This is a genomic window from Christiangramia forsetii KT0803 (assembly GCF_000060345.1).
Taxonomy (GTDB): Bacteria; Bacteroidota; Bacteroidia; order Flavobacteriales; family Flavobacteriaceae; genus Christiangramia; species Christiangramia forsetii.
The window spans coordinates 2,748,483-2,774,557 of the sequence record NC_008571.1 but is presented as its reverse complement, the minus strand read 5'-3'; the positions used below and the strand labels follow the sequence as shown (position 1 = coordinate 2,774,557).

The 26,075-nt window shown below is 36.2% G+C and carries 18 protein-coding genes; 9 read left to right on the top strand and 9 right to left on the bottom strand.

What is annotated here, in order from left to right; translation table 11 throughout:
* Positions 1-102 precede the first annotated feature (102 nt).
* Positions 103-552 carry a hypothetical protein gene (locus GFO_RS17685; protein WP_148264623.1) on the top strand — a complete coding sequence of 150 codons (450 nt, stop codon included), beginning with the start codon at positions 103-105 and terminating at the stop codon, positions 550-552.
* Here GFO_RS17685 and GFO_RS12505 read toward each other — a convergent pair.
* Together GFO_RS12505 and GFO_RS12500 are read right to left on the bottom strand one after the other, a co-directional pair.
* Positions 433-1,956 carry an exonuclease domain-containing protein gene (locus tag GFO_RS12505; RefSeq protein ID WP_011710514.1) on the bottom strand — a complete coding sequence of 508 codons (1,524 nt, stop codon included), beginning with the start codon at positions 1,954-1,956 and terminating at the stop codon, positions 433-435. The two genes, GFO_RS17685 and GFO_RS12505, sit on opposite strands and share 120 nt — an antisense overlap.
* A gap of 117 nt (positions 1,957-2,073) precedes the next feature.
* Entirely contained in the window at positions 2,074-3,852 is a 1,779-nt protein-coding gene (locus GFO_RS12500; RefSeq protein WP_011710513.1) for a vWA domain-containing protein, read from the bottom strand.
* A gap of 275 nt (positions 3,853-4,127) precedes the next feature.
* Between GFO_RS12500 and GFO_RS12495 the strand changes: the two genes are divergently transcribed.
* A complete protein-coding gene (locus tag GFO_RS12495; protein ID WP_011710512.1) occupies positions 4,128-6,254 on the top strand; it encodes a catalase in 2,127 nt (708 codons plus the stop codon).
* 170 nt (positions 6,255-6,424) lie between these two features.
* Here the strand turns inward: GFO_RS12495 and GFO_RS12490 are convergent, their stop codons facing one another.
* On the bottom strand, positions 6,425-6,991 hold the full coding sequence (locus GFO_RS12490; RefSeq protein WP_229664724.1) for an SGNH/GDSL hydrolase family protein: 567 nt from the start codon (positions 6,989-6,991) through the stop codon (positions 6,425-6,427).
* Between the two features lie 101 nt (positions 6,992-7,092).
* Entirely contained in the window at positions 7,093-8,226 is a 1,134-nt protein-coding gene (locus tag GFO_RS17360; RefSeq protein WP_011710510.1) for a hypothetical protein, read from the bottom strand.
* A 289-nt stretch (positions 8,227-8,515) separates the two neighbouring features.
* Between GFO_RS17360 and GFO_RS12480 the strand changes: the two genes are divergently transcribed.
* Positions 8,516-9,334 (top strand): mechanosensitive ion channel family protein, encoded by an 819-nt coding sequence (locus GFO_RS12480; RefSeq protein ID WP_011710508.1) that lies wholly within the window; start codon positions 8,516-8,518, stop codon positions 9,332-9,334.
* 120 nt (positions 9,335-9,454) lie between these two features.
* Positions 9,455-10,330 (top strand): DUF808 domain-containing protein, encoded by an 876-nt coding sequence (locus tag GFO_RS12475; protein WP_011710507.1) that lies wholly within the window; start codon positions 9,455-9,457, stop codon positions 10,328-10,330.
* Between the two features lie 143 nt (positions 10,331-10,473).
* Here GFO_RS12475 and GFO_RS12470 read toward each other — a convergent pair whose 3' ends face one another.
* The 5 genes from GFO_RS12470 to GFO_RS12450 form a co-directional block, all read right to left on the bottom strand.
* Complete coding sequence (locus tag GFO_RS12470) at positions 10,474-10,944, bottom strand: hypothetical protein (protein ID WP_148264622.1); 471 nt, start codon at positions 10,942-10,944, stop codon at positions 10,474-10,476.
* 101 nt (positions 10,945-11,045) lie between these two features.
* Entirely contained in the window at positions 11,046-12,410 is a 1,365-nt protein-coding gene (locus GFO_RS12465) for an MFS transporter (protein WP_011710505.1), read from the bottom strand.
* Positions 12,411-12,708: 298 nt separating this feature from the next.
* Complete coding sequence (locus GFO_RS12460; RefSeq protein ID WP_011710503.1) at positions 12,709-13,452, bottom strand: LytR/AlgR family response regulator transcription factor; 744 nt, start codon at positions 13,450-13,452, stop codon at positions 12,709-12,711.
* Positions 13,452-15,341, bottom strand: a complete 1,890-nt coding sequence (locus tag GFO_RS17890; RefSeq protein WP_011710502.1) for a sensor histidine kinase — start codon at positions 15,339-15,341, stop codon at positions 13,452-13,454. The genes GFO_RS12460 and GFO_RS17890 overlap by 1 nt, the downstream gene beginning before the upstream one ends.
* Before the next feature lie 494 nt (positions 15,342-15,835).
* The gene (locus GFO_RS12450) at positions 15,836-16,594 is read right to left on the bottom strand and encodes a helix-turn-helix domain-containing protein (RefSeq protein ID WP_011710501.1); all 759 of its coding nucleotides are present in this window, start codon (positions 16,592-16,594) and stop codon (positions 15,836-15,838) included.
* A 278-nt stretch (positions 16,595-16,872) separates the two neighbouring features.
* Between GFO_RS12450 and GFO_RS12445 the strand changes: the two genes are divergently transcribed.
* The 5 genes from GFO_RS12445 (at position 16,873) to GFO_RS12425 (ending at position 25,768) form a co-directional block, all read left to right on the top strand.
* Positions 16,873-17,268 (top strand): type III secretion system chaperone family protein, encoded by a 396-nt coding sequence (locus GFO_RS12445; RefSeq protein WP_011710500.1) that lies wholly within the window; start codon positions 16,873-16,875, stop codon positions 17,266-17,268.
* Between the two features lie 11 nt (positions 17,269-17,279).
* A complete protein-coding gene (locus GFO_RS12440; RefSeq protein ID WP_011710499.1) occupies positions 17,280-17,996 on the top strand; it encodes a PspA/IM30 family protein in 717 nt (238 codons plus the stop codon).
* A 2-nt stretch (positions 17,997-17,998) separates the two neighbouring features.
* On the top strand, positions 17,999-18,709 hold the full coding sequence (locus tag GFO_RS12435; protein ID WP_011710498.1) for a hypothetical protein: 711 nt from the start codon (positions 17,999-18,001) through the stop codon (positions 18,707-18,709).
* A 14-nt stretch (positions 18,710-18,723) separates the two neighbouring features.
* The gene (locus GFO_RS12430) at positions 18,724-20,799 is read left to right on the top strand and encodes an SPFH domain-containing protein (RefSeq protein ID WP_011710497.1); all 2,076 of its coding nucleotides are present in this window, start codon (positions 18,724-18,726) and stop codon (positions 20,797-20,799) included.
* A 91-nt stretch (positions 20,800-20,890) separates the two neighbouring features.
* A complete protein-coding gene (locus tag GFO_RS12425) occupies positions 20,891-25,768 on the top strand; it encodes a DNA repair ATPase (RefSeq protein WP_011710496.1) in 4,878 nt (1,625 codons plus the stop codon).
* The last annotated feature ends 307 nt before the right edge of the window (positions 25,769-26,075 follow it).

Genomic DNA, 26,075 nt, shown 5'->3' with positions numbered 1-26,075 from the left:
GGCCATTACGAATATTATCATCTATGATTTCTAAGATTAAAGCTTAACTACAGCTTATAGAAATATAGAAGTAGTTCTATCTATTTTTTAATAATAACGCCAATGGCTAAGATTCTAACAGTAGAGGTGCTTGACTTTCCAAAAGAAATTCATATTGGGAATCAGGACACGACGATCAATGTATTTGCAAAAATTGAATTTCATAAACTTGATATGCAATATGAAATGGAATATTGTCTGCATGTTTTTGTTTATGATATTCACGATCAAATAGATCCTCCTATAATTATTTCCAACTGGGATGAAAGCTATGTGATTTCTGTTGCTACTGCTTTAGATAGAAAGGATGATTTTATAGGGGAAGCAAATATTATTATTAAGGCCACATCAAATGAAACCAATTTAAAAATACCGGTGATGCTCAAATTAGGATCAGTGAACACTAAAGAGACCTATTTTTCTCGTAATCTGAAGGTTTTCGTAACAGCTACTCCGGCGATTGGTAGAGTTTCTATGTGGTCCAGCCCCCATAATACCCGTGTGTTCTACTAAATCTTCTGGCTCCTCCTCATCATTGCTGAGGCTAATTTTAGTAAAATTTCTCTTTATTTTTAAGTATCTGCTTACGATTCTATCGGCATAGCTGGAATTTTTCGCCGGTGTCAGGAAATTTTTAAATTCTTCAGGATGGTTAAAGTCATCAGAAGGGCCTATATATCCATAGCCCGCATACTTACCCTTATTGAGATAGATAAAAGACTTTTCTTCTCTTGTACGACCTTTCTCAAGAAGCAGGCAGGAATCATCATATCTTTCGATATATTCAATCGCTTTTTCAACGCGGGCATTATATTCTTCTTTGCTAACCTCACCTTTACATACGCCACCACAATTCGTGATCTTATAATGGTCACATATTTTAACACCCGTCTGTAAACCACAATATTTTGGACAAAGCTGAAACTCCTCACAAAGGAATTCCATAAATTTTATAGCTTCCTCGCGTGTATAGAATTTCATCCAACTCACCGGGGCGATCTTATTCTTATGTAAAGCAAATTGCTCTATTCCTTTTTGATTATGATAAGAAGTGAGGGTGTAGGGTCGGCTTACTTTTTTCTGCGCTTTGTTATATTTCGGAAAAAACTTCAGAATCAACTCAGATTCCCTCAATAGCGCCAGCAATTCATTTCCGGTAAGTTCATAATCGATGCTGTAGGTTTCCTGCATCAATTTATATTTTCGGTTCGATTTTTCCTGAAAATGAGACTTTATACGGCTTTTTATATTCTTTGCTTTTCCAATATATAGCGGCCTGCCATCTTTGTCTTTAAAGAAGTAAACTCCGGTAGTAATAGGAAGTTTTTCAAAATCTGAACTTTTAAAATTCGGAGGTAAATAAGAAGCCGCGGTCTTTTGATTCAGCAACTGATTTATCACTTCAAATTCCGGATCCAGTGAAATACAACGTTGGAAGAGTGTAACCGTGGCGTCGCAATCACCTTTCGCTCTGTGGCGATCTATATGCGGAATATTGATAGAGGTACAAATATTTCCCAGACTATAAGAAAACAGTCCCGGGATTAGTTTTTTTGTAAGCCGTACAGTGCAAAGTCTTTTCCGTTTAAAATCCCTATCCAGACTAGCAAATTCTGCTCGAATAATATTATAGTCAAAATTCACATTATGTGCTACAAAAATGCAGTCTTTGGTGATCTTTGTTATCTCGTCGGCTATTTCTGAAAACTGCGGAGCATTGAAAACCATTTCATCATTTATACCGGTTAAAGTTTCGATATAGAGTGGAATGGCCTGACTTGGATTTACCAAAGATGAATATTCATCGATCACTTTTCCGTTCTGAACAACGATTACACAAATTTCAGTAATTCTGTTTCCCTTAATCCCGTTGCCGGTGGTTTCAATATCAGTAATGGCGAACTTGACATCTTTCATGCGGGAAAATTACTGCTAATTTGGAAATTATCCAAACGATAGGAAATAATCCATTTTGCTGGGAATTATTCATTCAGAATTAAAAATTGTGGCGGCTTAAAATAATTTTTTTTTAAGCTATTCTTCTGTCAGGTAATCCATATTTTCATAGCTTTTTACCAATCTAATGAACTCAGCTCGATAACCTTCATTATCCTTTCCTCTTCCTTTTTCAGCAAGACTAAGAACTAAAGGGATTTCTTTTCCATTAGAAAATTCAGAATCCCTTAAATTCATTCCGAAAAGAGCAATAGCGGTTATAAAATTGAAATCTTCTGAAAGTTCCTTTTCCGAAGAAGTATAAATAATCTCTTCCATCAGTTTACTTTTCTTGCCATCTGGCTCCTTATATCTAAATTTCACCGTAAGAAGTTCACCGGAATTATTCCCTGTTGAAACTTGTTTAGAATACTTATAATCGTCAATATCCTTTAGAAATTTGCTTTTTACACCGGCAGGAATAATTTCATAAACGGCGGTAACATTATGGCCGCTGCCTAGTTCGCCTGCATCTTTTTCATCGTCTTTAAAATCTTCGTCGTTCAGGAGTCTATTCTCATAACCTATAAGTCGGAAAGCTTCCACGTTATCCGGATTAAATTCTACCTGAATTTTAACATCTTTAGCTATAGTATACAGCGTCCCGCCAAACTCAGTTTCTAAAACTCGCTGAGCTTCTTGCATAGAATCTATATATGCATGATTTCCATTCCCGGTTTGGGCAAGGCTTTCCAGTTTTGAATCTTTATAATTTCCCATCCCAAAGCCAAGAGCGGTCAAGAATATTCCAGATTCTCTTTTTTCCTTTATAAGGTCTTCCATAGCCTTATCACTGCTTAAGCCTACATTAAAATCGCCATCGGTGGCTAGAATAACCCGGTTGTTTCCGTTTTTAATGAAATTGTCTTTTGCAATTTTATAAGCTAATTCAATACCCTCACCTCCCGCAGTAGATCCGCCGGCAGAAAGTTTATCTAGTGCTTCTTCGATCTTTGTTTTCTGGTCCCCGGAAGTTGGTTCCAGCACAACCCCGGAAGAACCAGCGTAAACTACGATCGATATCTTATCCTGTTCTCTTAAATTATTGGTAAGTAATTTAAAGGCAGATTTTAGTAATGGAAGTTTGTTTTGCTGTCCCATTGATCCCGATACATCAAGTAGAAAAACAAGATTTGATGCCGGCACATTTTCTAAAGGAATCGTTTTGCCCTGGAGACCTATTTTCACCAATTTAGTATCGCTGTTCCACGGAGTTTGAGCGTATTCTGTCTGAATGGAAAATGGATGTTTTCCGGTAGGTTGTTTATAATCATAATTGAAGTAATTAATCATTTCTTCAATTTTAACCGCATCCTTCGGAATCTGGATTCCGTTGTTGATCATTCTTCGAATATTACTATAACCGGCTTTATCTACATCGATGGAAAACGTAGATAATGGAGATGCTTTTACCAGTTTAAACTGATTATCTTCCCTTTTATTATAAGATTCATTCGCTGTAACAGAAGTTTGGATGTTGGAAGTTCCTCGAATCTTCATTTCTGCCGAATATCCAGTAATTATAACTTCATCAAGAGAACTAGTATCTGCCAGCATGGTGATATTCATTACTGAGTTCTTTCCTATTTTGACCTCCTTAGTTTTTAATCCTACAAAGCTAAATACAAGGATTTCTCCTTCTTTAGCCTCAATAGAATATTTTCCGTCGAAATCGGTTTGAGAGGCGGTAGTTGTGCCTTTCACAATGATGTTAACCCCTGGCAGTGGTAAACCTTCGGTATCAGTAACCTTTCCTGTAATTGTTTTAGCCTGTACATTTAAGCAAACCATTAGAAATAAAACATAGAATAACCTCATAATATGTGGTTTAGAGTTGAGATCAGAAGGGTAGGGGCAACTGACAGTAGTTTCAATATAGAAAAATTTGAATCAAAATTCAGGCCGAAGTAAAATTAGAATAATAGTCCTGAACATTTAAAATATTTATAAAACCAGAATGGATGGATAGAATTAATAAATTATTTGTAACAGGTGCGATTTAAAATTAAGAAAAGTTTGATGAATCTTTAACTTGTACTTCAGTGGGTGAATAAATTCAGAATTATAACTTTAGTGGACTAAAAAAATTAAAGATGAAGGAAGATAAAGGCAACGCCAAGCAAAAAGACATGCAGCAGAACACCTCTGATGCCGAAGGAAAAACAATGACCACCAATCAAGGACTTAAAGTAAATGATACTAACAATTCCTTAAAAGCGGGAGAGCGTGGAGCAACTTTGCTGGAAGATTTTATTTTAAGGGAGAAAATAACACATTTTGACCATGAAAGAATTCCGGAAAGGATCGTTCATGCAAGGGGAAGTGCGGCTCATGGATATTTTGAGTTATATGAAAGTCAGGAGAAATATACCAAAGCAGGTATTTTTACAGATACTAAAAGAAAAACTCCGGTATTCACTCGATTTTCAACCGTTGCAGGTTCTAAAGGATCGGCAGATATGGCCAGGGATGTAAGAGGATTTGCCGTTAAATTTTATACCGAAGAAGGAATTTTTGACCTTGTTGGGAATAATATGCCAATCTTCTTTATTCAGGATGCGATGAAGTTTCCAGATCTTATTCATGCTGTAAAACCGGAACCGCATCGTGAAATTCCGCAGGCAGCTTCTGCACACGACACATTTTATGATTTTGTTTCCCGTACGCCCGAAACATTACATAATCATATCTGGGTGATGAGCGACCGGGCAATACCCAGAAGTTTGAGAATGATGGAAGGTTTCGGGATTCATACCTTCAGATTAATTAATAAAGAAGGGAAATCTCATTTTGTTAAGTTTCACTGGAAACCATTGCTAGGGGTAAATTCTGTGACCTGGGATGAAGCAGTGAAGTTGCATGGCGCCGATTCAGATTTTCATCGTAGAGATCTATGGGATGCTATAGATTCCGGTCAGTTTCCAGAGTGGGAGTTGGGAATACAGGTAGTTCCAGAAGAGGATGAGCATAAATTCGATTTTGATCTACTGGATCCCACTAAATTAATTCCTGAAGAAATGGTGCCGGTACAGCGTATCGGGAAAATGACCCTTAATCGCAATCCTGATAATTTCTTTGCGGAAACTGAGCAGGTAGCTTTCCATCCGGGACATATAGTTCCTGGTATTGATTTTAGTAATGATCCGCTGCTGCAAGGGAGACTTTTTTCTTATACAGATACACAGCTTTCAAGATTAGGAAGTCCGAATTTTCATGAAATTCCAATAAACAGGCCAGTCAATCCAACGCATAATAATCAACGTGACGGACACATGAGAATGACGGTTAATAAAGGAAATACAGCATATTTTCCAAATTCCATGAGCGGAGGATGCCCGCATTTGGCTAAAATGGCCGAGGGTGGATTTACCAGTTACGAGGAAAGAATTGATGCTAATAAAGTTAGAGCAAGAAGTGAAAGTTTTAGCGATCATTTTTCTCAGCCGGGGATTTTTTATAGAAGTTTAAAAGATTGGGAAAAGAATCATGTGGCAGAAGCATATTCTTTTGAGCTTGGAAAATGTAATCATGACTATATTAAGGAACGTATGTTATGGCTCATTAATAATATAGATGAAGATCTGGCAAAAAAGGTAGCCGATAACTTAGGATTGAAAATTCCTTCTAAAATTGAAAAACCGGTGAACCAGGCCATAGGAGCAGATGATGATGGCAAGAAAAATGAACCGCAAAAAAGAAAAGATTATATCGAAAAATCTGAAGCATTAAGTCAGACTCATATAAAAGCAGATAGTATTGCAACCAGGAAAATAGCCTTTTTGGTAGGTGATGGCTTTGATGCTGAAAATGTTGGCAGTATGAAAGAAGCATTGGAAAAGAAAAATGCAGTAGTAAATTTAGTTGCAACACACGGAGGGAAAGTAAAATGTTCTAAAGGTGAAATGCATAAAGTGGATGCAGCTTTAATGACTACGGAGAGTGTGGCTTTTGATGCACTTTATATCCCTGGTGGATCTAAAAGTGTAAAAGCTTTGAAAGATAGTGCCAAGGCGAAAAAGTTTATCAATGAAAGTCTAAAACATTGTAAAGCCATTGCGGTGGATTCTGAAGGTGAGGAGTTATTTGATGAGACCTTCGGAAAGGATTTTAAAGATGACGATGCCATTTGTATCAATAAAAAACCAGCAGATTTTATAAAAGCGATAGGGATGCATAGAAACTGGAATAGAGAGGAAAAAGCAAAAATGATTCCTGCGTAAGCTTATTCGGAAAGTTACTTTTTAATAAAAAATCCCGCCAATTAAATTTGCGCGGGATTTTACTTTTAAATGCGAAGCATCAAATTGATCATCTGGCCGGGTATTATAAATTACCGAAGCACGTCATTCTAAACTTGTATAAACGCTTATAACACAATAGTTATTAAAATTTAATTGGCAGGGATTTTTAACTGACTCAACGCTTCAACGATAACTTCGGCGGCTACTTTGCTGCCTTTTTTTGAAGGATGAAATTTATCAGAACCATAATAGTCAAAATTGCCAGTATTATCAAAATGAGCTTTCCAAACCTCGCCTGCAGGGAATAGAAGGGCATTGTGCATTTCAGCGGCTTCTCTGTAATTCTTTATCACCCCATCAAACGTATGAAAATATGCCATAGATGGCCAAACCATAAAATATCCCATTTCCACATCATTCTTTTTGCATAAATCACTGAATTTTTTTCCGTATTCCAATAAGAGCTGTCTTCCGTAAGCTTGAGAAGATGGTCCCTGCTGAACTATTACCAGATCATATTTATTATTTAAAATCAATTTTTGAACTTTACCGTCTTGCCAATGATCTATCAGAGCATAATTGGGATAAGCGATCATTTCTACCTGAATATTTATTCCCTTATTTTCGGCAGCTTCTTTTACCAGTGTTGGAAGATCATTGGTATAGGTTAAACTATTTCCGACAAATAGAATTTTAAGATCCGGATTCCCTGACATGAAGGAACTGCAGATAAAACAAATTAGAATAGTCAGAATGATATTAGGGTTTTTCATAAATTCAGAGGCGTATTGAAGGATTTTAGGTTTCAAGATAGGTTTTATTCAGCAGCCAGACTTTGTAACTCAGCCTTAATGGATTCTGGTAATCTCCATGCAAAATTTTTGAGGATCCCATTATACAGTTCCTTCCATTTTAGAGAATTCTTATCTGCTAATTCCTGCCTATTCTGCTTTAAAAGCCTCAGGATCTCGTATACACTATGATATTGAGGAAAAATCCTTTCGCATTCTTCAAGATCCTGGATGGCCTTATCTATCTCCTTGTCCATTAAATGTTCCAATGCCTGTTTTTCCAATCTTGCAGCTTGTTTTTCCAGACCATCTGAGCCTACTTTATTGTTTTGAAACTGAAGTTTTACACTATTATCAATTTCCGGGATAGTTTCAATTTCTGAAGACATTGCAATTGGTTTACCATCTACAAATACTACATTCTCAGTTTTTCTACCGCGGGCATTTTCATCTTCCTTAATAGCCATCACCTGCGGATATAACCTGGTTTCTGAATCGTAAATCTTAGATTTAATTGTCGCTAAAGCCTGCATGGCATTTTGTATGGTGGTTTGATTGATTTCCGATGGTAAGGGCAGTAAGGTAGTGACATCTTTCGATTTTATTCCAATGATCTCAATTATTAGAGTGCCACTTAATTTTCCGGACTTAGCAGCCAAACCTATAGAGTACAAATCGCTAATGTTAATCCCTGCTTCAGCAGTAGTAATAAGCGAAATTAACCTTAAGCCGACTCCTACACGTTTATAGCCAATAAAATTATTTTTCTCATCCTCCTGACCTAAAGTCGCATATTTCATATAATCCATAGTGACTTTGTAGCTGGTATTTTTTTTGGACATTGTAAAAGGGATATAATTAATTTCACCTTCTGAAGTTATCTGGCCAATAGATACCAGAACTGTCTCATTGTTCAAAAATCCCAAAGTCTCTTCTGAATTTAAAAGCCTGAGGTCCTTTAAAATAAGCTCGTCGTTTGATATTATGAGAATATCATCCCTGAATTCTGTTGGATCCACCGGTTTGAAACCTCTAAAATTTTTATAGGTTTTAGCTTCTTCCAGAATGCTTTCGTTGGTTTCCTGAAGGCTTTCACTTTTGAAAATTTTACAGCTCAATAACATGCAACAGGCAATAAGAAGATAAATGGTGATTTTCATTCGTTATATTTTTTATGACTTAAATTAAATTTCACACGTCTGTCAACTCTGTATTTAAAATCAGTTATACCGGTAATGTGAAATATGAGTCGTAAGTACCTGTAATAGAGTTATTAAAGTAGTGCTTTATTTTGGTAAAATATTTTTTTACTGAAAATATTTCAGAATCCTGTTTGGAGTACATTCATCTTTTCTGTGATTTTCAGATAAATGCATGGAATGTTGGCAGATACTTTTTTAAATTATGCTTCTTTATATTTGAGAACTCATTCTGAATCAAAAAGAAGCTATGGATAAAGACTTTTGGGTAAAACTAAAATCACAATTACTGGAATTCCTGATTGAAATAGGCCCCGAACTTATATATTCTCTAGTCACTTTTATTCTGGGAATTTTCTTTATAAAGATCATAATGCGTCTTTTAAAGGGAGCTTTAAAAAAATCAAAGACTGAACTCTCCCTTAAAACTTTTGTGGAAAGTCTTAGCATCTTTTTACTCTACGGTTTTTTGTTCTTTATCATCGGTTCAATTTTAGGTATTAAAACGACCTCGTTTATTGCTGTTTTTGGAGCGGCGGGAATCGCAATTGGCTTAGCCTTACAAGGAAGTTTATCTAATTTTGCGGGTGGCGTCCTTATCTTAGTCTTTAAACCGTTTAAGGTAGGAGATTTAATTCACGTGAATAATAATCTGGGATTTGTAGAAAAAATTGACATTCTATATACCCGTATCAAAACATTTGACGGTAGAATTATAACCATGCCTAATGGAAATGTCTCCAATAGCGATGTAGACAATCGTACGATGGAAAAATATCGTAGAATTGATCTTAATCTGAAATTTTCTTTTGATACCGATATAGATGAGGTGCGGCAGATGATCGTCAACGGAATGAATAGGCATCCTAAACTTGCCAAACATTTACCTGTTGATGTGTGGTTAGATGAAATTGGTGAATATCAGATGAAATTGAAAGCCAGGTGCTGGGTGGAATCGGTAGAATACTGGCCGGCATATTGGGAACAATTGGAAGCTGTTAAGAAAGAACTGGACAGGGAAGGAATAAAAATACCCATTCCAAAACATGCAATTTATAAGGAGGAATAGGTTTATAAGATTTCAATTCAAGCTCAAATTCTAATTTTAAATAGTTAACAAATTAATATTATTTTTTTCGTTCCGTCAAAAAGAGAGAACTTACGCAGCTTTTAAAAATTTTATAATTATATGGCCTCAGGATTTTTTGCATTACTGGATGATATAGCAGCATTAATGGATGACGTCTCTGTGATGACCAAAGTCGCCGGGAAGAAAACTGCCGGACTTTTGGGCGATGACCTGGCTGTAAATGCTGAAAAAGCCTCAGGTTTTATGTCTTCAAGAGAGCTGCCCGTTCTCTGGGCTATCACTAAAGGCTCGTTATTAAATAAAGCCATTATTCTACCTGTGGCATTTTTGTTAAGTGCTTTTGTGCCTACGGCAATCACTATTATTTTGCTTATTGGCGGACTCTATCTGGCGTATGAAGGAGCAGAAAAAATATATGAATATTTTTTTCCCCATGCTCATCCTTCTGAAAAACCCGTTCTGGAAGAGCTAACTAAGGAGGAGGCCCTGGAAAGGGAAAAAGAAAAGATTAAATCTGCAATTCTTACAGATTTTATTCTTTCCATTGAAATTGTGATCATCGCTTTAGGTGCAGTTTCTCAGGAAATACTTTCTACTCAGATCATTGTAGTAACTATTATTGCTTTGATAGCCACGGTAGGGGTCTATGGTGTTGTAGCGCTTATTGTTCGTATGGATGAATTTGGTGCCAAGCTTATAAATTTGAATGAGCAGGAGGACAGTTTTTCAGATAAGGTTGGGAAATTTCTAGTAAGAGCACTTCCTTGGGTAATAAAAAGTCTTTCGGTGATTGGAACCATTGCTTTAATGTTGGTTTCCGGAGGTATTTTTACACATAGCATTCACTTTCTTGACGGATTATTTGAAAGTATTCCTTCTATAATTGTAGAATTTGTAATTGGTTTAGTAGTGGGTATCATAATGGTGCTTCTTGTAAACCTGGGGAAAAAAATTTGGAAGGCAGTTAGGAAATAAAAACGTCTTTTCGAGGACATTTAAACACTCTCCGTTTTCATCCATTAAGATGTAAAAACAGTCTGTAAATGATTCTGACTTCTGAATTGTGGTAGTGGTAATAATCAATCAATAAGCTTTGAGGTGTTTTGTATTTAAGGTATTTATCTTCCACTTAAAGTGCTATCGATCTTTTTGTAACTGCCTGCCAGATTACTTCCCCAGGAACAGCAGGTAGTAAGAGCTCTTAAATCTTCAGGTTTTTCAGGCTTTATAGAAAGTATTTTATTGGTGATATTTATTAAGATCCTTTTTCCATTAATGAGGGTCGTAAACAAACTATCATTATTCTTATATACCACTGCTTCAAAAATAAGCGAGTGCCTTTCTTTTTCTATCCTGGGAATCACTTTCAATTGTAGTTTATCATTACCTATCATACTAACCAGCACTCTTATTTTATCACAGCTTTTTTTATCAACTGGATCAATTTCAGATATATAATTTCCTACGATCGACTGCTCTTCGACATTCTTCTTCTCTTCAAGGTCAATAACTCCAGCAATTTTAGGGATTATTATTTCTGAATGGGCCGTATTATTCTTACATCCAGAAGACTGGAAAATAATTATCATTATGAATATTATTTCTTTAAATCTCATATCAACATGAATTCGACCCAAACCTGATTTAAAGGAAACACCCGCTTCCAATAAAAATTTAATTACTAGCAATCCTAATTTTTTATTACCGGGGGAACAGCCATTTTATATGGTATAACATCAAAACTATTCACGATGATCCTGTGCTTTCTGAGATTTATAAATTGAATTATAATTATCAGGATAAAGGGTATTATGGAAATAGATAAAAAGACAATTTCCCAGTTGAAATTGGTCTTTAAAATCCCAAGCAGTCCCGCGCCTGCAGCACGGCCCATATTAGACAAGGCCATATAAAGGGCAAATTGCGTTGCAGCCACGGTCTTCCAGCATAAATGCATAGCAGATGCAAAAACGGCGATACATAAAAAAGTATAAAGGACGGAATAGGATAAGATGAAAGCAATTACTACATAAATGCTGCCCCATAAATTGGTCATAAAGGCAAAGATTGTTATTATGCTGGTTATTAAGACCAGGTAAAGCGTGAGCATCTTAATTTTACCAAAATAATCTACGAGATAACCTCCAATTAGCATTCCTGAAAACCCTCCTATTACCGTGGTTATGGAAAGTATATTCGAAAAATATGAATTTGTCCAGCCTAATTCCTGAATACTAAAAATTGGTAGCAGGGTATCTACAAGACCGAACATTATGCCTAAAAGAAAAATTCCAATACAAAGCACTAAACTAGATTTTAATATTACCACTTTGTAAAGGCTCTTAAAGATATGTTTCCAACTTCTTAGCTGGGTCTTTTTGGAGTCTATGGAAGCCTTTCCAGAAGTCCAGGGAAGAAGCTTTTCCCCTGGTCGTTCCTTAAAGTAAATCGGAAATATCATGATTATTGCTACTTCTACTGCCAATGAGGAAACCGCAACAGAAAAACCAAAATTATTGATCAGCCAGGTACCAATGATCAAAGACAATGAAATGCCTATAGTTTTTGATCCCCACATTAAGCCATTGGCCCTTGCCTGTTCCTCGCGGGGGATTACCTCTACAGCCATTCCGTCTGTAGCAACATCCTGAAATGCTCCAAAGAAATTAACCATAAAACCTGCGATCATTAATCCGCTAAGATTATTTAAGGGATCGGGTACCAGCCCGAGATTCAAAAAGCTGAGTATCAAACCGAGTTGACCAAAGATCACCCAGGGCCGTTTTCTACCCATAGATAAAAGGGTGAAACGATCCATCAGGGGTGCTATTAAAATTTTGAAGCTCCAAGGTATAAGCATCATACTAACCAAAGCAGCGATTTCCATTGCCGATTTTCCATTCATAGCTAACCAGGCAGGCATCGCCAAATAAGTAATGCCTTCAGGAATGCCCTGGGCTGTATAAAGGGCTGAGAATGTAAAATATCGTGTTACTGCATTGTCGGTTAAATTTCTACCTAATCTGGTTTTTACACCGGTTATTTTCTTTTTCATGATTTAGATTTTAAGATTAGTAGGTCTGTAAATGCATCCGGTTTTAATCATGGACCGTAATTTCGGTAGTAGCTAAAATTTCACTTTCGTTAGTTTGTGCAGTGAGCGCACCGATGCTGAAAAGCGCTACGATAAATGTTGCAGTAATTAGTTTAATTGCTTTCATAAGTTATTTTTATGGGTTAATGAAAATTTTCACAACAACCCTAAATAACTGATATTCAGTGAAATTAGTAAACGAAGTAGGACGAAAGTAACCTTATGCTGTCCGGGAAAGAAAGATTATTTAGCAAAGGGATCAAATGGTTTGGAGTCGCTTTAGCAATTCTTTTTTTAAGGATTTGCTAATGGGGATGGCTTTTCTCCCAATTACAATATGGCTGGTGGAAATTTCTTTTATCTGGGAAATATTGATAATATAAGACCTGTGAATCCTTAAAAAATGCCTGGCAGGTAATTTTTTATCCATTTCCTTTAGCGTCATAACCAGCAAATATTCCTTGTTATTGGAGAAGATGCGGCAATAGTTGCGTTCAGCTTCAATGTAAAGAATATCTATAATATTAACTTTCACCATTGAATTTAAATGCCTCACAAAAATACAATCACTTAAGATGAAGGCTTCTGTATTTTGAGATTCAACATCAGTTTTATTATCATCCTTGCAACTTATTTGAGTTATGGTAAGTTCGATAGCTCGTTGCAGATCTAATTTTTTAAAAGGTTTGGCAATAAAACCATAAGGGTGCGTTTCCTTGGCGCGATTAAAGTGAACGTCATCTGCATTTGCCGTTAAATAGATAACAGGAATATCGTGGTTTTTTTGCATTTCCAGTGCCGTCTCTATTCCATCCAGATTCCCTTTAAGGTTGATGTCTAGCAGCAATATATCTGGAGCTTCAGATTTAATGTGCATTAAAGCTTCTTCGCCTCTGGGAACAATACCGGTTACTTCATATCCTAATTCATTTAATTGTAAGGATATATTGGCAGCGATAATCATTTCATCCTCAACAATAAGTATTTTGATCTTCTCGCTCATTATGCACTTTTTCTAATTAGAAAGTCAAATTCAATATGAGTTCCGGCATCATTGCGTTCAATCATTTTTCCATTAAGTTGCCGGGTGAGTAATTTCACCAGTTGTGAGCCAAAACCTGTACCTTTTGGAGCAATACCTTCTGTTTTCCCAATCCCATTATCTTTAACCTGTAGTTTTAAGTTATGATCGGTATCTTTTTCCAGGCTGATATTAATAATGCCTGTTTGCTGTTCAGGGAAAGCATATTTCAGCGCATTGGTAAGTAATTCATTTACAATGAGGCCTATGGGAACGGCGGTATCTACATCCAGATCTAAATTATCCATGGCACATTCAATTTTCACCTTGTCTTCAGCATTAAAAGTATCCAGAATACCTTCACTTAGATTGAGAAAGTAATCCTTCATTTCTATACTTCCCAGGTTTGTACCCTGATATAATTTTTGGTGAATGATCCCCATAGATTGCACCCGGTTCTGACTGGCGATCATAGCATCCTTAGTCGCAGGATCTTCTATTTGAGCCGATTGTAAGGCGATAAGACTTTTTACCATTTCCAGGTTGTTTTTTACCCTGTGGTGTATCTCTTTCAGTAATAGTTCATTCTCGGCATTCTTAGCTCTAATAATTCTGGTAGCTTTTTTGCTCTTATAGAAGAAATAAAGTAGAGACAGTAAAAACACTAATAACAGAGAGGCGATCACGATAAATAGCGTCTGGGTCTTCCCTTTTTGGACTAGCACAGCGGCTTGCGATGCCAGGGCTTCATCCTTTTTTTCAGTTTCATATTTAATAGCCATCTCAGATTCTATATTATCGATTTTACCTTCCAGTAAGTTTTTAGAATTGGTATAGGCTTTATCTTTATAAAACAGGGCATTTTCAAAATCACCTAACTGAATATAGGTAGCTGCCAGATCTAAATAAGGTTGAATGAGCCCATTTTGATCTTTTTCTTCATAAGCATTTACACCGGATAAAAGATGATCTAGAGCCAGTTGATAATTTTGCTGTAGCAGGTAAATTTTTCCAATTTCGGTTCGATAAGTGGCACAGCGTTCTTCACCAATATGCTTTTCGCACAATTCCCAGGCTGCTATATAATTTTTTAGAGCATTGTCATAATCCTGAGCTTTTAAATAGACTTCACCTCTATAAGAGTATGCTCTAACGGGGACAAAAATTTCTTCTGGAACTTTTGTACTAACAATTTCCAGGCAGTCTTCTGTTGCTTTATAGGCTTTTTCGTATTCACCCAATTCACCATAACCAATTATTAAATTGAATTGCGCGATGGCTAAACCACTGTAATTCTCCGATTTTTCTAATAGAGGAATTGCTTGATTGGTATAGGCTATAGATTTTTCATAATCTTCCATTACCCGATATTTAACACCTAAAGTACGATAGGCACTTCCCAGGCCGGCATCATCATTTAAGTCTTCGTACAATTTAATAGACCTGAACAATACCTCCTGTGCCTTATCTAATTGCCCGGTATTTAAATAATCTATTGAAAGAGATCTGTAGGTATCTGCAATTTTCTTTTTGTCATCCCCTTTTAAGTGATAGGCCAGGACTTTCTCTGCATGATAAACAACAGAATCTGAAGAAAACAAACCATTATAAGCGTGCCAGTTTGCTAATGATTCATGAATTTTGACAATTAAGCTATCATTTTCTGTTTTCAAACTTCGTTTTAGAGTTTTTAATCCTATGCGATGAAATTCGGTTAGATGCTCCCCGGAGTTTAAATTAGCGTTCATCCAGGAGAGAATTGAGTCTACAGGTTGGTTTTTAAGATCTTTCTCACTTAAAAATTCAGACTGTGAAAAACCGGACCCGGCAAAAAAACAAACCAGTAAAATTGTGTAAATTATTTTAAGCATACTTCTTGAAAAACTGGTTGTAAAGAATATCTGTAATAGACTTAAAGATACAGAAATTCCGAAGAAGAATATGCTGCTGATTTTTATAAGTATCTGAAATACAATTTATTTCAAATATTATGTTGGCGTTTAATCAAAATTTTATAACTCTGAAACTTACAAGGATTCATTACACAGCAATATTTTTATTCAGAGTATTCAAGTTTCGTTTAATGTAGATATTAAGAACTTCTTATAAGAAAAAACCTTTGATTGTAGTTGCGGCACATTCTAGGGAACGACCATTTTTCTGAGATTTATCGTGTTTTTAAGCTTTCGCAAAATGGCTTCGAAAATTTGGTCACCAGAGTGGTATCGAGTTAACAATTTTAACTCTTAATCTAACTTTGAAAGATTCGGTCAGCCTTCGTATTAGAATTTATAGTTTAAAGCGGAAATATTTTAAGACATGCTCTTATTCTATTCGGCTGCATGCAGTTCAGGTGAAATTAACTTTATAAGGAAGATTTTAGTTTATTGAACTCTTCTTCTAAGTATGACAATTTTTCTTGGACTTCATTGTTTTTAAAGTCTAATACTCTATGGAAGAAAACGTATTTTACTTCCCATACTTCTTTAATCTCAGAATATTTTATCTGTAAATCTTCAATTCCACGATGATCTGCTTTCAAAATGAATTTCTTATTAGCCTGGAACAACCTTCTCATTAAAATTTTATCATCGGTTATTACCAGGAATAAGCATGAGCTTTGGATATCTGTAAAGTTTTTTCTGGCAACCTTTTCACCAATCACAACATCTTTCGGGTAAAGACCTTCATTATTCTTACTCATTTCCAGGTTATCTATAATAAAACCTCTTAACTCGGCATTATTATTCACCGGTAAATTTAGGTCAGGTAAATCTTTAATAAAATTCTTATTATCACAATGATGTATGTAATCTAAATGATTACCGGGTGTGATGCATGGTACTTTTATGAAAGAATTATTTTTAATTGACAAATTAGGATTCTCCAAATCACCACGAAACTTCAATAATTGATTTACTGTAAGTTCTTCTGTAAGAATATCTCCAATAGGAATGCTAAAATGATTAGCAATTTTAATTATTGTTTCGATTTTTGGTTCACTGCGACCTTCTTCGTAAGCCCCCAGTGTGCCACGTTTTAAATCAAATATTTCTGCAAAGGATTGCTGACTTAGGGATTTTACACTTCTTATCTTCCTGATATTTTTTCCGAATAATGACATTTTATTGCTAATATAATTTGCAAAACTAATTATTTGTTATATCTTAGTCTAACAATATTAGCAAATAGTTTCATCAATCGCTAATATTTTTAGTTTATTACCACTGTTCGAACAGTATTTTATTTAGCGAGTCATTCATCAATCAAAAAACAACATTCTTATGATTACTGTAATTTTATATATAATAACTGAGCTTGGTAAGATTCTTTAACAAAGTCTTAATACTTTTTTGTAATATTAAGCTCTTAAAATTTTAGTACTAACCGTAACCAACACCTATGAAAAATCATTTCAATATTACGAGAGATTTTTTACTGGAATTAAACTTTAATATAACCAGGGAAAATCTTGAAGACGGTCTTTTGGTAATTCAGAAAGAAAATTCTGGAATCAGAAATCTAATTATTGGAGTAGCTCCGCCAATCTTAATAATGGAGCAGTTTATTTTTAAAATTAATAATCAATCAGAAAAAATTTTTAAAAGCCTTCTACAAAAGAACAGAGATATTGTTCATGGTGCTTTTGTTCTGGATGAGTCAGGCGAAAAGGTAATATATAGGGACACCCTTCAAATAGAGAATATGGATTTAAATGAATTAGAAGGTTCTTTAAATTCTTTAAGTCTTTTAATGAGTGAATACTCAGGTAAAATTATTGAATTTTCAAAATATTAAAAATTAGCGTTATGAATATCTTTAGAAGATTATTTAAAATAGGAGAAGCAGAAACTAATTCTGCAATAGATAAAATGGAAGATCCCATTAAAATGACCGAACAGGGAATCAGGGATATGAAATTAGATCTTGACAAAAGTCTGGAAGCATTAGCTCAAGTAAAGGCATTGGCAATAAGAGCCCGTAATGACCAGGAAGAGCATCAAAGTAAAGTTGATGATTATCAAAATAAAGCGATCATTATTCTTAAAAAAGCACATGCTAAAGATATGGATGCTGCTGAAGCAGATAGATTGGCCCAGGAAGCTCTTGTGCAAAAAGAAGCAGCCGAACAGCAGGTTTTAAGGGCTAGGGAGGAATCTGTGAAATTTGATAATAATGTTGCTCAGCTTCAGAAAAGCATTCAGACCATAAAAGCGAATATCGGGAACTGGGAGAATGAGCTAAAAACTTTAAAAGCCAGGGTGAAAGTTAGCAATGCCACTAAGAATCTTAATAAACAGATGGCTGAACTGGACAGTACCGGTACGGTTTCAATGTTAGAACGTATGAAAGAGAAAGTTGCGCAGGAAGAAGCTTTGGCCGAAGCTTACGGAGATATTGCCGATGCTTCTAAATCTATTGATGAAGAAATAGATAAAGCTGCAGATACATCAAAATCGAAAGCAGGCGATGAGCTGGAAAAGCTAAAGCAACAATTGGGAATGAAAAATTCTAAAGACGAATAAACTTGGATGAACTAACCAACATATTATTTTCAGAGGTAAATGTAATACTAAGCGTTCTACTGCTAATTCTTATTCTTTACTGGATCATAACGATGATTGGAGGTTTGGATTTTGATCCTGACTTTGACGTGGATATCGATATAGATGCAGATGTGGATATGGATACTGGCATCGAGGGAGGGAATATGGATTTCGAAGATATTTCCAATACCGAGATCAACCAGGAAGATGTGGTAGGTAAAAGGAGAAAGCCTTTAAAATGGTGGCAAATCTTTCTAATTTACTTCAATTTTGTAGGCCTGCCCTTTATGTTCACCTTTACGTTCTGGATTTTTATTTGGTGGTTTATGACTGCCATCACCACAGCTATGACCTATACCTATGACAATTTTATAGGTTTTGGTATCATGATCGTGGCTATTTTTCCGAGTCTTTTTGTAACCAAAATTTTAACCACCCCTTTTAAAGGATTTTTTAAGAATCTGAATAAAGATGGTGATGCACCAATAGATTACCTGGGTAGAAAAGCAACCTTACTTTCAACTATTTCCGAAGAAAAAATGGGGAATGCTGAAGTCAGCATAAATGGAGATTCACTTTCAATCTATGTTAAATCTTTAAATGGTGAACCTTTAAGCTATGGCAGTAGTATTTTGATCATCAAAAGATCTGCCGATCGTAATTATTATCTAGTACAATCATATAACGAATAACTAATCTAATCAAAATGGAATCAATTTTACCAATCATTGGAATTGGAATAGGCATTTTGCTGTTCCTTATCATCGTTTACTTCGCGATTATCGCGATGTTCTACAAAAAAATCCCACAAGGCCAGGCGCTAATCAGGACTGGTTTTGGAGGCACAAAAGTCGCTACAGATAAGGGACTTTATACGGTTCCGGTTTTTCATAAGACAGAAATCATGGATATTTCTGTTAAGAAAATCCAGATAGAAAGGATTGCACACGAAGGTCTTATTTGTAAAGACAATATGCGTGCAGATATTAAAGTTGCCTTCTTTGTTCGGGTGAATAATGACATTGAATATATCAAGAAAGTAGCTCAAACCATTGGCGTAGACCGTGCTTCCAAAATTGCCACACTGGAAGATCTTTTCGAAGCTAAATTTTCTGAAGCTCTTAAAACGGTTGGTAAGAAATTTGATTTTATTGAGTTATATGAAGCACGAAGAGAGTTTCGTGATGAGATAGTTAATATTATCGGAACAGATCTCAACGGATATACGCTGGAAGATTGTGCGATCGACTTTCTGGAACAAACTTCAGTAAAAGAGCTAAAGCCAGATAATATCCTGGATGCCGAAGGTATCAAAAAAATCACCGAGCTTACGGCAGTTCAAAACATGAAGGCAAATCTTATTAAGCGTGATGAAGAAAAAACCATCAGAAAGCAAGATGTCGAAGCGAGAGAAGCAATCCTGGAACTGGATAAACAATTGGCTGAAAAAGAAGAGCAACAAAAACGTGAAATAGCGAATATTAAAGCTCGTGAAGATGCAGAAACTCTTAAAGTAAATGAAGAAGAAAGGTTAAAATCTGAAACTGCCAGAATTGCTACGGAAGAAAAAGTGAAGGTTGCTGAAGAGAATATGCAACGACAAATCATCGTAGCACTTAAGAACAAAGAGCGTACAGATGCCGTAGAGAGTGAAAGAGTTGAAAAGGACAGATTACTGGAAGCTACAGAGCGTGAAAGAGTAGTAACCCTGGCACAAATCGAAAAAGAGAAAGTTGTTGAAGTAGAGAAGAAAAATATCCAGGACGTTATTCGCGACAGGGTAATGCTGGAAAAAGGAGTGGTAGAAGAGCAGGAGAACATGAAAGATATCCAGGCTTTTAAAACTGCCGACAGGGATAAGCAGGTTAAAATCACTACTGCTGAGGGACTTGCAGAGGAAGATCTTATAAAAACCACCAAGGCAGCTGAAGCACAGAAACAAGCTGCAAAGCAGAAGGCCGAAGAGATCAATATTGAAGCATTGGCACATAAGGAAGCCAGCCAGAAACAGGCAGAGGCACGTAAAATTCTTGCGGAAGCCCAGGCGAAAGAAGAAGCGACCGTTGGTATGTCTGAAGCTCAGGTAATGCATGCGAAAGCCGATGCGAATGAGCGTCAGGGATTAGTGGAAGCTAATATTATTGAGAAGAAAGCGAGAGCAGAAGCAGCCGGAATGGAAGCAAAAGCTGATGCCAAGCGTAAAGATGGGCTTGCCGAAGCCGATGTCATTAAAGAAAAAGCAATTGCTGATGCTTCAGGAATTGAAGAAAAAGCTGCTGCCATGAAGAAACTTGACGGAGTTGGAAAAGAGCACGAAGAGTTCAAACTACGCCTTAATAAAGATCTTCAGGTAGATCTTGCGAATATCAATATTCAAAAAGAGATTGCGGATGCACAGGCACAGGTTATTGGAGATGCATTGAAAGCGGCTAAGATTGATATTGTTGGTGGAGAAACCATGTTCTTCGATCAGATTGTGGGACAAATCACCAGGGGTAAAGGCTATGACAGGCTGGTGCAGAATAGTACCAACATCCAGGAAGTGAAAACTGCCATTTTGGGAAGTGAAGATGTAAAAGGAAATCTGCTTGAAAAAGTGAGTGATTTTGCTTCTAAATATGGCGTGGGCACAGAGGATATTAAGAACCTGAGTATTGCTGCGTTAATTGCAGATCTTAAAATAAAATCTGATGATCAGGAGGAACAAACCATGTTAGGAAACCTTCTGAACCTGGCTAAAGGCTTGGGAATTTCTGAAAAGAAGATTTCGCAACTCAAATAGAAAAATGGAGCCGGTGTTTATCGCCGGCTCTTTTCATCCCAATCATCAAATTAGCAGTAAACTTAATTTTTAAAATTCAGCAGAGGATATAATGGCAAAGGAACCCATAAAGGAAGAGAATGCTCAAAAACTGGATATTGGTACCTATGAGGTGATCCAAAACCGGCTTCAAAAGCAAAAGACTGAATTACAGCAACGTTTAAAGAAACTCAACAGCGGTAGAAAGGAAGTCTTCGGTTCCCTGGAAACCAAACTTATTGCCAACGATCGTATTAATACTGAAAACAATTGCATCGCCCGGGATATAGTGTCTCTTGGGAATACCTGTCTCTTTGGATATAACGTTCATTTTGGACTGCGTACAGATATTACGCTTGAAGATGTGATGAGTATTTATAAGTTCAAAGACAATAGCTTTGAAGCTATTTCTCTGGATCTTTTAAAAGATGAGGTTTTTGAAACAGATTTCAAAAATCTTTATAAATACTACCGTAATACCATATTTTCCAAATACGCGATCATAGGGAATTACCTGTATATGGTATTTCAGCTAAGTGAAAGCGTGACAGATATTAAAACCTTTAAATGGCTTATTAAAGATCATGAACTGCAATACGTAGATAACCGCAGTGATCATGAATATAAATTGCCAAAACAGCATGAATTCAACTGGCAGGAAGCTACCCGTGATAATCATCGACAGGGAATTCATGCCCACGTCTCTATTCTAGATCGTGTTTTTGTGGAAACCATTGGTGGCGATCTCACCATTAAAATTGAAGATAATACCGAAGATGGCAGGGGGATTTATGCTGAAGAGGTAGAACATCGGGATCAAACCCTGGATGATGGTCAATATAGATTTGCAAATCTTGGTAATCTTATCATTTTGGAAATAAAACCATTTCAGGAAAGTCCGCGCTATTTTGTTTACAATCATAAACTAAAGGAAGTTCAGAAGATTGACAGTATAAAGGATACCTGCGTCCTGTTACCAGATGATCATGGTATTATTTTTCCAACAGGATATTACCTGCAAACGGGAGAGTACAACATCTTCGATAATAGTATTCAGAATGTAAGGTTTCAGGAGAAAGTTACTTCGCCAAATGGGGAGGATTATTTGTATGTCTTTTATTCCGCAGAAAAAGGGCTCTATAATTTAATGAGTTATAATGTGATTTCACAGGAGATCCAGACACCCATAATTTGTAATGGGTTTACAATTCTGGAGAATGGGGAATTGTGCTATTTCAGAAATGAAAATGAGCAAACGCGGCATCACGTAATCCAGATCTGGCAAACACCTTACCTTAAGGGAGATTTTATTCCTTCTGAGCATCAGGAAAGTCTGTTGTTCAAAATTGGAAATAAGGACATTGTAAAGGCAATGGCCGAGGTGAACGCTTTAATTAATCTTCTGAATAAAGAGGATAATTATGATGGTTTGTATGCAGATCTTGCCAAACAATCTAAAGATATTCTGGATGCTTATTACTGGTTGAAAGAAGAGGAAACGCAGCTTTTAAATGAGCCTTTAAAAGAAATTAATCAGGCGGCGAATGCTGCTATGGATGAATTTCAGAAGGTTTTACAGCTTAAAAAGAGTGCCAGGCAAAAAACCGAAGAAATTGCTAAAAAAGCCGATCAGTTATTCAATAAAATAAAGAGTACGGGTTTCAGGACGATCAATGATTTTGTAAATGCGCTTACCCAGCTTCGTGCTTTGCGTGGTGAAGCTATCAGTTTAAAGGAAATTCGCTATGTAGATGTAGCCTATATCCAAGAGCTGGAAAAGCAAATTGCCGAACAAACCTCAAAAATTTCTGAACGTTGTGTCCAGTTTCTCTTAGACGATAAAGCTTTAAAACCCTATGAAGACGCAGTAAAGGAGAAAGAAAAATTTCTGGAAAAAATCACGAAGGTGATTGATGCTAAAAAGCTGGAAGAGGAGGTGAATGGAATTTCCAAAGACCTGGAACTTTTAATTGATATTGTTTCCAATCTTGAAATTGAAGATACTTCGCATTCTACAAAAATTATCAATACGATTTCGCTCATTTTTGCAACTATAAATCAGTTAAAGGCGAAGATCAAAAAGGCTAAGAAATCTCTGGGTAGTGAAGAGGCCCAGGCCGATTTTGCTGCACAGCTAAAATTGATCGATCAAAGTATTATCAATTATCTCGATATAGCAGACACTCCGGAAAAGTGTGATGATTTTCAAAACAGGATTTCCATCCAACTGGAAGAATTGGAGGGGAAATTTGCAGATTTTGATGAATATATAAGTCTTATCATAGAAAAGCGTGAAGAAGTTTACAACGCTTTTGAGGCCAGAAAAAATAGTCTGGTTGAAAAGCGAAATAAAAGAGCGATTTCTCTGCAGAATTCGGCAGAAAGGATATTAAAAGGAGTTCGAAAGAAAGCAGATTCATTTGGAGAAACCTCTGAGATCAACGCTTATTTCGCTTCAGATATCCTGGTGAATAAAGCCCGGGATATCGCAGAACAGCTTCAGGAAATGGATGATAGCGGGAAAGCTGAAGAGATCCAGTCGCTATTAAAATCTGCTCGCGAAGATGCGCTCAGAAAATTGAAGGACAAAAAGGAGTTGTATGAAGATGGTGAGAACATCATCAAATTAGGAAAGCATAAATTTGGCGTCAACAATCAGGAACTCGATCTTACCATAGTCTTTTCAGATGGGCACTTGAAATATCATCTCACGGGAACCGATTTTTATCAGAAAATTGAGAATGAGATTTTATTACAATCTGAAGAATACTGGGATCAGGACTATATTTCTGAAGATAAGAATGTTTATAGGTCAGCTTACCTGGCGTATAAGATTTTTCTAAAGTACAAAGGAACTATTTCAGAATATACAGAAGAAGAGCTGGTAAAACTGGTTCAGGATGAAAGCAGTAAAGATTATTCCGAGGGTTACGTAAAAGGAGTTCACGATCTGGACGCCGCTAAAATACTCTCCACTTTTTTACAAAAATATAAGACACTGGATCTTTTGCGGTTTCACCCGGAAGTTAGAGCCTGCGCGCAATATTTCTGGAGTTTCACCAATGAAAAGAACCGAAAAAACCTCAATGAAACTATAAAAGCTTCGGGAGATGTGATCCAGTTTTTTCCGGAAGCAAAAGAATATGAATTTTTACTGGAAAAGCTTAGCAGGGAAATTTTCAATTTTGCTGAAGAGACAGGTATTTTTGAACCTGTACTTGCCCGTGATGCGGCAGAATATTTATTTGAAGAACTTCAGAATGATGACAATTTTCAAAAAAGTGGTATTGCTATTAGAGTAAAGGAAGACTTCCAGACAAAGTTGAAAGAGCAAAAAGCCGATCTCAATTTTAGAAAAAATCTCGAAAATCTCGAATCTCAAGCGGCCAAAGTTGCCCTGATAAGGCAATGGGTAAAAGCATTTTTAAATAGTCAGAAAGATGTAGACTTGGGCTTGAAATTAAAATATGTGAACGAAGTTGTTTGTTTGCTACTTTTTGAAGATGAAGCAGTTTTAAATACAAAATTCACATCACCTTCAGAAAAAATTGAAGGTTTGCAGGGAGAGCACCGCTTAATTCAGAATGGAACTTTTGATTTCAATTATCACGATTTTGTTTTTATCCATGAAAATTACTTCAGAATAAATGTGCCTGCTTACCAGGAATTTCGAAAAGCTAAACATGAAGTGACCGTTCAGTTAAAAGAAGACCTGAAACTGGAGGAATTTAAACCGGGAATTTTGAGTTCTTTTGTTAGAAACAAACTGATAGATCAGGTTTATTTCCCGCTGTTTGGGGATAATCTGGCCAAACAACTGGGCACAATTGGCGATCAAAAGCGTACCGATAGAATGGGACTACTTTTGCTGATTTCGCCACCGGGATATGGTAAAACCACGCTGATGGAATATATCGCGAATAGGCTTGGTCTTGTTTTTATGAAGATCAACGGGCCGGCGATTGGTCATGAGGTAACTTCTGTAGATCCGGATTCAGGAACCAATTCCGCAGCAAGGGAAGAGTTAAAGAAACTAAACCTGGCTTTCGAAATGGGCAATAATGTGATGTTGTATCTTGATGATATCCAGCATTGCAATCCCGAATTCCTTCAAAAATTTATTTCACTATCTGATGGAACCAGGAAAGTAGAAGGTGTTTATAATGGAAAGTCCCGGACTTATGATTTGCGCGGTAAAAAATTCTGCGTAATTATGGCCGGCAACCCGTATACCGAAAGTGGTGATAAATTCAGGATTCCCGATATGCTCGCGAACAGGGCAGATATTTATAATCTTGGTGATATTATAGGAGATACGGCACACCTGTTCAGGCTAAGTTTAATTGAGAATTCACTTACCTCTAATCCTTTACTACATCAGTTGAGCAGTAAGAATTTCGATGATGTTTATAGATTATTGGATCGTGTGGAAAATGAGAATCAGGAAGTTCAGCTCACCGGAAATTATTCAAACCAGGAAATTGAAGAATATGTTTCTGTCCTGGATAAAGTGATCCAGATTAGAAATACCGTACTTAAGGTAAATGCAAGTTATATCAAAAGTGCAGCGATGGAAGATGAATATAGAACCGAACCTTCTTTTAAACTTCAGGGATCGTACAGGGATATGAATAAACTGGTGGCAAAAGTGGTGCCGGTAATGAACGATAAGGAATTGCAAACGCTTATTCTTTCCCATTATGAAAGTGAGTCCCAAACGCTTACTTCTTCTGCGGAAGCAAATCTTTTAAAATACAAAGAACTGGTAGGGCAATTGTCTGAGGAAGAGAAAACCAGATGGGAAAATATTCGGGAAACTTTTCAGAAGAATAACAAACTAAAGGGTTTTGGAAATAAAAATGAAATGGCACAATTGCTTTCTCAGATGATGGAATTTACGGAAAATCTTGAAGGGATTAAGAATGCTCTTCAGAATGGATTTCAGAAGTAGTATATTGTAACTAATCGGAAAGAATTAATTTTTTCAATTCACTTAAAAGATGGAATCAACCTCTTAATTGTCGCAAATAACAAAGTATCTTGATTTTATAATCTTTTAGATAATATTGTGCCGTATTAAACGATGTTTCAAAGAAAAAAGTCTTTGGGAAGAAAACGACCGATATTGGAGCTGCGCTGCCCAAAGTGATCACAAATTTTATAGAAACTGGATAGATCCAGTTTCTATTGATTTCAGGGAAATATTTTCCTGTAACCTCTATTTCTTAAAAGGATTCCCTCTATAGCAGTAGAATTTT

Coding starts and splice junctions, on each gene's coding strand:
- GFO_RS17890 (WP_011710502.1), bottom strand. CDS start 15,341: ATGCTTAAAATAATTTACACAATTTTACTGGTTTGTTTTTTTGCCGGG.
- GFO_RS12490 (WP_229664724.1), bottom strand. CDS start 6,991: ATGTCAGGGAATCCGGATCTTAAAATTCTATTTGTCGGAAATAGTTTA.
- GFO_RS12450 (WP_011710501.1), bottom strand. CDS start 16,594: ATGTCATTATTCGGAAAAAATATCAGGAAGATAAGAAGTGTAAAATCC.
- GFO_RS17360 (WP_011710510.1), bottom strand. CDS start 8,226: ATGAAAATCACCATTTATCTTCTTATTGCCTGTTGCATGTTATTGAGC.
- GFO_RS12460 (WP_011710503.1), bottom strand. CDS start 13,452: ATGAGCGAGAAGATCAAAATACTTATTGTTGAGGATGAAATGATTATC.
- GFO_RS12475 (WP_011710507.1), top strand. CDS start 9,455: ATGGCCTCAGGATTTTTTGCATTACTGGATGATATAGCAGCATTAATG.
- GFO_RS12430 (WP_011710497.1), top strand. CDS start 18,724: ATGGAATCAATTTTACCAATCATTGGAATTGGAATAGGCATTTTGCTG.
- GFO_RS12470 (WP_148264622.1), bottom strand. CDS start 10,944: ATGATAATTATTTTCCAGTCTTCTGGATGTAAGAATAATACGGCCCAT.
- GFO_RS12445 (WP_011710500.1), top strand. CDS start 16,873: ATGAAAAATCATTTCAATATTACGAGAGATTTTTTACTGGAATTAAAC.
- GFO_RS12495 (WP_011710512.1), top strand. CDS start 4,128: ATGAAGGAAGATAAAGGCAACGCCAAGCAAAAAGACATGCAGCAGAAC.
- GFO_RS12465 (WP_011710505.1), bottom strand. CDS start 12,410: ATGAAAAAGAAAATAACCGGTGTAAAAACCAGATTAGGTAGAAATTTA.
- GFO_RS12480 (WP_011710508.1), top strand. CDS start 8,516: ATGGATAAAGACTTTTGGGTAAAACTAAAATCACAATTACTGGAATTC.
- GFO_RS12500 (WP_011710513.1), bottom strand. CDS start 3,852: ATGAGGTTATTCTATGTTTTATTTCTAATGGTTTGCTTAAATGTACAG.
- GFO_RS12440 (WP_011710499.1), top strand. CDS start 17,280: ATGAATATCTTTAGAAGATTATTTAAAATAGGAGAAGCAGAAACTAAT.
- GFO_RS17685 (WP_148264623.1), top strand. CDS start 103: ATGGCTAAGATTCTAACAGTAGAGGTGCTTGACTTTCCAAAAGAAATT.
- GFO_RS12505 (WP_011710514.1), bottom strand. CDS start 1,956: ATGAAAGATGTCAAGTTCGCCATTACTGATATTGAAACCACCGGCAAC.
- GFO_RS12425 (WP_011710496.1), top strand. CDS start 20,891: ATGGCAAAGGAACCCATAAAGGAAGAGAATGCTCAAAAACTGGATATT.